We start from the raw sequence: 7118 nt of genomic DNA, 5'->3' as shown, positions 1-7118 counted from the left end.
GGGCGGGGTGTTGTTGCCCTCCCCCGCGGTCGGGGGCGGGGGGGGGGGGCGCCACCCCGCCCGTCCGGGCCGGCTCCACCCACCGCGCCCCCCGGTAGAGTGAGAGCACTCCTCACCGCACAGGAACCGGAGACGGCCATGGCCAGCTACAGCTCCCACAAGGACGACTTCCTCAAGCGGCTGCGCCGCGTCGAGGGCCAGATCCGTGGTCTCCAGCGCATGGTCGAACAGGACACCTACTGCATCGACGTCCTCACCCAGGTCTCCGCCGCCAGCCGCGCGCTCCAGTCCTTCGCGCTCCAACTCCTGGACGAGCACATCGAATGCTGCGTCCGCGACGCCATCGCCGAGGGCGGCCAGGAGGCGAGCACCAAGATCCGCGAGGCCAACCAGGCCATCGCCCGGCTGGTCCGCTCCTGAGCCGCACCGACCCGGAGAACCGTCCAGGACGCCCTCCGGCGGCACATGCCCGCCGGTGGGCGTCCTGTCGTGCGCGTACGGGGTGGGGGTATCCCCGGGGCGTCCCGCCGCGCCACCTCGACGGCGGCACGCGCTGAGGCGCGGGCTGCGCTCAGACGCGGTCGAGCGGGCGGTGCGGGCCGTCCGGCAGTTGGACGGCGACGGTGTCGCCGGGCCGGACCGGGCCGCCGGTGCGGACGATGCCCATGATCCCGGCGCGGCGCACGACCGTGCCGTCCTCGGCGCGGCCGACGACCCGCTTGAGCAGGCCGGGCCGGTAGGCGTCGATCTGGGCGCACGGGTTGCGCAGGCCGGTGACCTCCACCTCGGCCTCCGGGCCGATCCGCAGCACCGCGCCGACCGGCAGGCCGAGCAGGTCCACGCCCTCGGTGGTGATGTTCTCGCCGAGCGCGCCCGGCGCCACGTCGAAGCCCGACTCGGCGAGTTCGGCGAGCAGTTCGCGGTGGATCAGGTGGACCTGGCGCAGGTTGGGCGCGGTCGGGTCCTGGGCGACCCGGGAGCGGTGCCTGACCGTCACCCCGGCGTGCACGTCGCCCTCGACGCCCAGCCCGGCGAGCAGCGTGATGCCCTCCCGGTTCGGCTTGGTGAACGCGTACTCGGCGTTGCTGCTGACTGCCACCACGGTGCCGCTCATGCCGCGAACCCTCCTTGCACACGGACGTTCGAACGATCCGGAAGCATAGTCACCCGTTACGGCCGGCCCTCCGCGTGCGCCCGCTCGTCCGCGCCCGCGAGCCACAAGTACACCGGCGGGAGCGCGAGTTCGATCGCCATCAGCAGCAGCTGGAACCCGTGCGGCCGACCGTCCACCGCGATCGACAGCACCCGCGCGAGGCCGCCCAGCAGCATGACCGCCGCCAGCCACCGCACCGCCCGGGCCGGCACCGGCGCCTGCCGGGCGGCGTGGATCCAGGCCGCGCCGTAGCCGGCGAAGACCGCGCCCATGAAGCGGCCGAAGCTGCCGACCGTCGGGCCGGCGTCCGCGATGCCGGGCATCGCGGCGTTCCCCAGCAGGATGTGGAGGAATCCGATCGCCACGCAGGCGACCCCCATCGTCCACGCGAGCACCCGTAACGCCCTGGCCATGACCCACCCGCCCATCACAGAGGTCCGGTTGACACGCGTCTACCCAGCGTGCGCCCCCACGCTAGCGCGAACAAGTAGACGCGTGTCAAGTAACCTGGCCCGCATGCCAGTCCACGAACGACGCCGCCGGCTCTCCCTCGCCGAGCGACGCGCCCAGCTGCTCTCCGTCGGCGCCCGGCTGTTCGCCGAACGGCCGTACGAGGAGGTGCTGATGGAGGAGGTCGCCGAGCAGGCCGGAGTCTCCCGCGCGCTGCTCTACCGGCACTTCGCGAGCAAGCACGACCTCTTCGCCGCGGTCTACCGGGAGGCCGCCGACGACCTGCTCGCCCGGAGCCGGTTCGATCCGGCCGACTCCCTGGTCGAGCAGCTGCTCGAGGGCATGGACGCCCACCTGGACTACTTCGTCGCCAACCGGCACGCCGTGCTCGCGGCCAACCGCGTGCTGGCCGGGGACCAGGTGATCCAGACCGTCATCACCGAGGAGCTCGACGCGCTGCGCGGCCGGCTGCTCGGCGTCCTCCCGCTCGCGGACGAGCGGGCGCGGCAGGCGGTGTCCCAGGTCCTGCGCAGCTGGCTGGTGTTCGTCCGGGTGCTGGTCATCGACTGGCTGACCGAGGAGACCTGCACCCGCACCGAGCTGCGGGACGCCTGCATCGGCGCCGTACTGGGCGCGCTCCGGCCGCTGCTGCCGGTCGATCCGGCACCCGGGTGGGGGCACCGAGGGCATACCATCGGGGCGTAACGGGAGAAGCGCCGCAAGCGTTCAATTCCCTATGAATATACGACAATTGAGCGCTTCCACGCCGCCCGACCAGCCGGACCGCCGAACCCCGCGAAGGGACCCATGGACTCCGCCACAGCCGACACCCGGCCCCCGCTCCCCCCACTCCACCGGCTCCCCACCACCCCCGCCCAGCCGCCCCACCCCACCACCCTCCCGGACGGCACCCCCGCGTGGCTGATCACCCGCTACCACGACGTCCGGCAGGTCCTCGGCGACCCCCGGGTCACCCGGGCCGACCTGCACGATGTCGGCACCGCGGGCGCCACCGCCGACGTGGCCGCCAACCCGGCCTCCCTGTTCAACCAGGACGGGCCCGCCCACCGCCGGCTGCGCGGCACCGTCCAACGGGCCTTCACCCCGCGCGCCATCGCCGGCTGGCAGCCGTGGGTCGCGGCCGCCGTCCAGCAGTCCGTGGACCGGCTGGTCGCGGCCGGCCCGTCGGCCGACCTGGTGCCCGCGTTCGCCCGGCCGGTGCCGTTCGCCGTCACCACCCGGCTGATGGGGCTCGACGGGGACGGGCCGGACCGCCTGGAGGAGGAGCGGCTGCACCGCTGGACCGTCGCCCTGCTCGCCCAGGGCGGCGAACAGGACGGTGGACAGGCCGGCGAACAGAGCGGCAAGCAGGGTGGCGAGCAGGACGGGGCCGACCACAGCGAGACCCTCGCCGAATTCGGCGCGTTCATGGGCGAGTTGGTCGCCCGCCGGCGCCGCGAGCCCGGCGACGACCTGGTCAGCCGGCTGGTCCGGGCCGCCGACCAGGACGGCGGCGTCCCCGAGGAGTCCCTCGTCTTCCTGGTCGCCGGGCTCACCGCCAGCGGCAACGAGAGCGTCGCCGGGGCCCTCGCCAACGCCCTGGTCTACGTACTCGGCGAGCGCCCCGAGCACTGGCCGCGCCTCGCCGACCCGGACGTCGCCGAACGCACCGCCGAACGGCTGCTGCACTACATCCCGCTCGGCGACGACGAGGCCACCATCCGCCGCACCACCGCGCCGATCGAGGTCGGCGACGTCACCGTCCCGGCCGGCTCGGTCGTCGCCGTCAGCCTCGGCAGCGCCAACCGCGACCCGGCCGTCTACCCCGAGGGCCTGGACGCCGACCTCGGCCTGCCGCTGCCCGCCCCCACCCTCGCCTTCAGCGCCGGCCCGCACTACTGCATCGGCGCCTGGCGGGTCCGCCTGGAGATGCGCGAGTCCCTGCACCGCCTCGCCACCGCCCTGCCGGGCCTGCGCCTCACCGTCCCGGTCGGGGAGCTCGCCTGGCAGCTCGGCGGCACCACCCGGAGCCCGGCCCGCCTCCCGGTGGACTGGTAGCCGGGCCCCGGAAGGCGGGGCGCCCCGCTCGGCGCCAGCCGTCGAGCAGGGCGCCCGACCACCGCGCCCGGCGCCGCCCGGCGGACTCGGAGCGGGCCGCGCCGCTCCTCATGTCCCGGCCGGGCACGGGGAGTTCAGACGAACAGCCCCTCCCCCAGCGTCCCGCCCTCCGGCGCGCCCGGCAGCACGTACGCCACCGCCGAGGCCGTGTGCTCGACGAAGGCGTTGAGGGCGTCGCGCGCGGCCAGCCGGTTCTGGACCCGGGTGAACTGCGCCGGGTCGCGCACGAAGGCGCAGAACAGCAGGCCGCGGTCGCCCGGTCCGTCGTCGTAGCTGTAGCCCCGCCGCAGCATCCGGGAGCCGCCGTCCAGCCGGGGGCTGGAGAGCCGGACGTGCGCGGTGGCGGGGATGACGTACGAGCCGTCCGGGTTCTTGGCGTAGGTGTCCGGCTCGTCGTGCTCCGCCGTGCCGGTGAGCGGGGAGCCGTCGCCGGCCCGGCGGCCCATCACCTGCTCCTGGCGGTCCCCGGGCAGGGCGGCGAAGGCGGCGGTGTCCATCCGGATCCGGCGGTAGACCAGCACCGTCCCGTGCTCGTACGGGCCCGGCGGGCCCCAGACCCACTGCCCGGCGTCCGCGGCGTCCGGGTTCGCCGTGCCGTCCTTGAAGCCGAACAGGTTGCGCGGGGTGGCGCCCCCGGCCGTCCGGGCCAGGAAGCCGGACTGCGTCCACCGCACCGTCGCGCCGGCCGCCCGGCCCGCCGCCTCCACCTGCTCGGCGACCACGGACAGCGGCCAGCGGTCCGCCGCGCACAGCTGGACCAGCAGGTCGCCGCCGCCGCGCGCGGGGTCGAGCCGGTCCCCGGGGAACTCGGGCAGCCCGGGCAGCAGGGCGGGCGGAACGTTCAGCCCCAGCCGGGCGGAGAGGCCGGGACCGACCCCCACCAGGCTGCTGAACCGGGCCGGTCCGCCGTCCCGCAGCCGCGCGTCCGCCGGGTCGGCCCCCGCCGCCCCGGCCAGCACCCCGGTCAGCGCGCCGAGCAGACCGCGCAGGGCGGCCCGCCCGTCCGAGACCGCGGCGGGCGCCAGGTCGAGGGCCAGCAGCTGGGTGGCCGGCTCCTGCGGCGCCGTCACCCCGGCCTGCCGGACGCCGTGGAACGGCACGGCCGGCGGCTCCGGCGGCGGCGCCGTCCGGCCGTGGCCGCCTTCGGCCCGGGAGCCGCCGCGGACGTTCCCGCCGCCCAGGGCCAGCGCCGTGACCCCCGCGCCGAGCCCGGCGGCCACCACCGCCCCGCCCGCGAGCAGCCCCCTGCGATCCACCCCGCCGCTCCGGACGGTCGGTGGCTGGTCCTGCGCCTTTCCGGTTTCGGCATGCATGGGCGACATTGGAGACGATAGAACACGCCGTATGCAACTTTTGACCACACGTCACCTCCCGCCCGGCACCACGCCCTCACCCGGAGCCCGGACCGCCCGGCGCCTGCCCGCGCTGCTCACCGCCGCCGTCCTCGCCCTCACCCCCGCCCTCGCGGGCTGCTCCTCGGGCGGCTCGTCCTCCTCCTCCGATGCCAAGCACCCGGGCGGCACGGTCGTCCGCGTCCCGCAGCACTTCCCGACCATCCAGCAGGCCGTGGACGTGGCCCACGAGGGGGACACCGTGCTGGTCGACCCGGGCACCTACCGGGAGAGCGTGCGCCTCACCAAGCCCCGGATCGTGCTGCGCGGCACCGACCGCAACGGCGTGGTGCTGGACGGCGGGCTGCGGCTGGTCAACGGCATCACCGCCACCGGCCTCGGCTCGGTGGTGGAGAACCTCACCGTGCACGGCTACCTCGCCAACGGCGTGCTGTTCACCGGCGTCACCGACGAGAAGCTCCAGCAGCGCGGCGCCGGCGGCTCCGCCTACGACCCGCTGGACACCGCCCGCTTCCCGGTCGTCCAGGGCTTCCGGGCGACCGGCGTCACCTCGTACAACAACGGCCTGTACGGCATCTACGCCTTCGACGCCCGCGGCGGCGTCATCGAGGACTCGTACGCCTCCGGACAGGCCGACTCCGGCATCTACGTCGGCCAGTGCAAGCCCTGCGACACCCTGGTGCGCGGCAACACCGTCGAGCGCAACGCCGTCGGGATCGAGCTCACCAACGCCTCCGACGGGGTCACCATCGTCGGCAACCGGATCAACGCCAACCGGGTCGGCGTCACCGTCAACTCCAACGACCTCGAAGCGCTCGCCCCGCAGCACGGCGCGGTGATCGCGGGCAACGTCGTCACCGACAACAACGCCTCCGACACCCCCCAACAGGCCGACGGCGCCTGGGGCATCGGCATCGGGATCGGCGGCGGCACGGCCAACCAGGTGCAGCGCAACCTGGTCCGGGGCAACCGCGCGGCCGGCATCCTCGTCACCGACCCGCCGGGGCACCCGGCGAGCGGCAACCGGGTCGAGGGCAACCGGACCACCGGCAACGGCACCGACCTGGTGCTGGCCTCCGTCGACCCGGCCAACTGCTTCACCGGCAACCAGCCGGCCGTGCAGAGCCCGGACGGCCTGGAGACGCTGGCCGACTGCGCCGCCCAGGGCCGCACCGCCCCGCCCTTCGGCCGCACCAGCCCGGTCCAGGCGCCGCCCGGCATCCCGTTCAGCCAGGTGCCCGCGCCGCCCGCGCAGCCCTCGCTGCCGGACCCGAACGCGCCCGGCCGCCCGGCCGTCGACCTGCCTGGGCCGGTCGACCCCGGCGCCTACCCGCTGCCGGATTCGGCGGACGCCGTCCCGAAGCACTGAGCCCCGGAGGACCCCGCCCGCCGTCCGGCCCGGCGGCGCGGTCCGGCCGTGCGGCATCATCGGTGCGACCGTACGGTGATCCGGCTGCCCGCCGGGAGGGGGCCGCGCCCGATGCCCGACAGCTGCACCACCGAACTGGTCCTTGGCTGCACCGTCCTGCTGGGCGCCTCCGTCCAGCGGCTGGCCGGCGTCGGCTTCGCCCTGGTCGCCGCGCCCGTCCTGGTCCTGCTGCTCGGGCCGGGCGACGGCGTCACGCTGTCCAACCTCGCCGCCGGCGCCATCAGCGCCGTGGGCCTGCTGGGGAGTTGGCGGCGGGTGCGGCTGACGGCGATGCTGCCGCTGACCCTCGCCGCGGCCTGCACCGTGCCGGCCGGGGTCCTGGTCGCGGCGGCGGTGCCGGCGCCCTGGCTGCTCGTCGGCATCGGCGCGCTGGTCAGCCTGGCCGCCCTGCTGGTGCTGCGCGGGGCCCGGGCGGCCGCGCTGCGCGGGGTCGGGGGGGCCCCGGGGGGGGGGGCCCCCCGGCGGGGCCGCGCCCGCGGGGGGGGGCGCGGGGGGGGTCGGGGGGGGGTTAATTGGTGGGTCGGGGGGGGGGGGGGGGGGGTGAGGATCGCGGCATGGGCGATTCGGACGGGGCCGTGTTCCTGACGACTGACCGGTTGGTGCTGCGGCGCTTCAC

At 75.8% G+C, this 7118-nt stretch carries 8 protein-coding genes; 5 read left to right on the top strand and 3 right to left on the bottom strand.

The window, feature by feature from the left end:
* Positions 1–138 precede the first annotated feature (138 nt).
* A complete protein-coding gene (locus tag ABZW03_RS33870) occupies positions 139–420 on the top strand; it encodes a metal-sensitive transcriptional regulator (RefSeq protein WP_355267078.1) in 282 nt (93 codons plus the stop codon).
* A 151-nt stretch (positions 421–571) separates the two neighbouring features.
* On the opposite strand, the gene ABZW03_RS33865 is transcribed toward ABZW03_RS33870, so the two are convergent.
* Positions 572–1114: an MOSC domain-containing protein gene (locus ABZW03_RS33865; RefSeq protein WP_355267075.1), complete on the bottom strand. Its 543-nt coding sequence runs from the start codon at positions 1112–1114 to the stop codon at positions 572–574.
* A 56-nt stretch (positions 1115–1170) separates the two neighbouring features.
* The gene (locus tag ABZW03_RS33860; RefSeq protein ID WP_355267072.1) at positions 1171–1566 is read right to left on the bottom strand and encodes a DUF4345 domain-containing protein; all 396 of its coding nucleotides are present in this window, start codon (positions 1564–1566) and stop codon (positions 1171–1173) included.
* A 103-nt stretch (positions 1567–1669) separates the two neighbouring features.
* Between ABZW03_RS33860 and ABZW03_RS33855 the strand changes: the two genes are divergently transcribed.
* Complete coding sequence (locus tag ABZW03_RS33855; protein WP_355267069.1) at positions 1670–2308, top strand: helix-turn-helix domain-containing protein; 639 nt, start codon at positions 1670–1672, stop codon at positions 2306–2308.
* Positions 2309–2410: 102 nt separating this feature from the next.
* A complete protein-coding gene (locus ABZW03_RS33850) occupies positions 2411–3661 on the top strand; it encodes a cytochrome P450 (RefSeq protein ID WP_355267066.1) in 1251 nt (416 codons plus the stop codon).
* A 134-nt stretch (positions 3662–3795) separates the two neighbouring features.
* Here ABZW03_RS33850 and ABZW03_RS33845 read toward each other — a convergent pair whose 3' ends face one another.
* The gene (locus ABZW03_RS33845) at positions 3796–5034 is read right to left on the bottom strand and encodes a Dyp-type peroxidase (protein ID WP_355267063.1); all 1239 of its coding nucleotides are present in this window, start codon (positions 5032–5034) and stop codon (positions 3796–3798) included.
* Between the two features lie 31 nt (positions 5035–5065).
* On the opposite strand from ABZW03_RS33845, the gene ABZW03_RS33840 reads away from it, so the two are divergent.
* Together ABZW03_RS33840 and ABZW03_RS33835 are read left to right on the top strand one after the other, a co-directional pair.
* Positions 5066–6442, top strand: a complete 1377-nt coding sequence (locus tag ABZW03_RS33840) for a right-handed parallel beta-helix repeat-containing protein (protein WP_355267060.1) — start codon at positions 5066–5068, stop codon at positions 6440–6442.
* Between the two features lie 111 nt (positions 6443–6553).
* Positions 6554–7087 carry a TSUP family transporter gene (locus tag ABZW03_RS33835; RefSeq protein ID WP_355267057.1) on the top strand — a complete coding sequence of 178 codons (534 nt, stop codon included), beginning with the start codon at positions 6554–6556 and terminating at the stop codon, positions 7085–7087.
* Positions 7088–7118: the final 31 nt, after the last annotated feature.

Source organism: Kitasatospora sp. NPDC004799, assembly GCF_040609095.1.
Classification (GTDB): domain Bacteria; phylum Actinomycetota; class Actinomycetes; order Streptomycetales; family Streptomycetaceae; genus Kitasatospora.
This window is presented reverse-complemented; position numbering and strand designations above follow the sequence as displayed.

Excerpts from the sequence above, each read along its gene's own strand:
- ABZW03_RS33870 (WP_355267078.1), top strand. The coding sequence starts at position 139 with ATGGCCAGCTACAGCTCCCACAAGGACGACTTCCTCAAGCGGCTGCGC.
- ABZW03_RS33865 (WP_355267075.1), bottom strand. The coding sequence starts at position 1,114 with ATGAGCGGCACCGTGGTGGCAGTCAGCAGCAACGCCGAGTACGCGTTC.
- ABZW03_RS33860 (WP_355267072.1), bottom strand. The coding sequence starts at position 1,566 with ATGGCCAGGGCGTTACGGGTGCTCGCGTGGACGATGGGGGTCGCCTGC.
- ABZW03_RS33855 (WP_355267069.1), top strand. The coding sequence starts at position 1,670 with ATGCCAGTCCACGAACGACGCCGCCGGCTCTCCCTCGCCGAGCGACGC.
- ABZW03_RS33850 (WP_355267066.1), top strand. The coding sequence starts at position 2,411 with ATGGACTCCGCCACAGCCGACACCCGGCCCCCGCTCCCCCCACTCCAC.
- ABZW03_RS33845 (WP_355267063.1), bottom strand. The coding sequence starts at position 5,034 with ATGCATGCCGAAACCGGAAAGGCGCAGGACCAGCCACCGACCGTCCGG.
- ABZW03_RS33840 (WP_355267060.1), top strand. The coding sequence starts at position 5,066 with ATGCAACTTTTGACCACACGTCACCTCCCGCCCGGCACCACGCCCTCA.
- ABZW03_RS33835 (WP_355267057.1), top strand. The coding sequence starts at position 6,554 with ATGCCCGACAGCTGCACCACCGAACTGGTCCTTGGCTGCACCGTCCTG.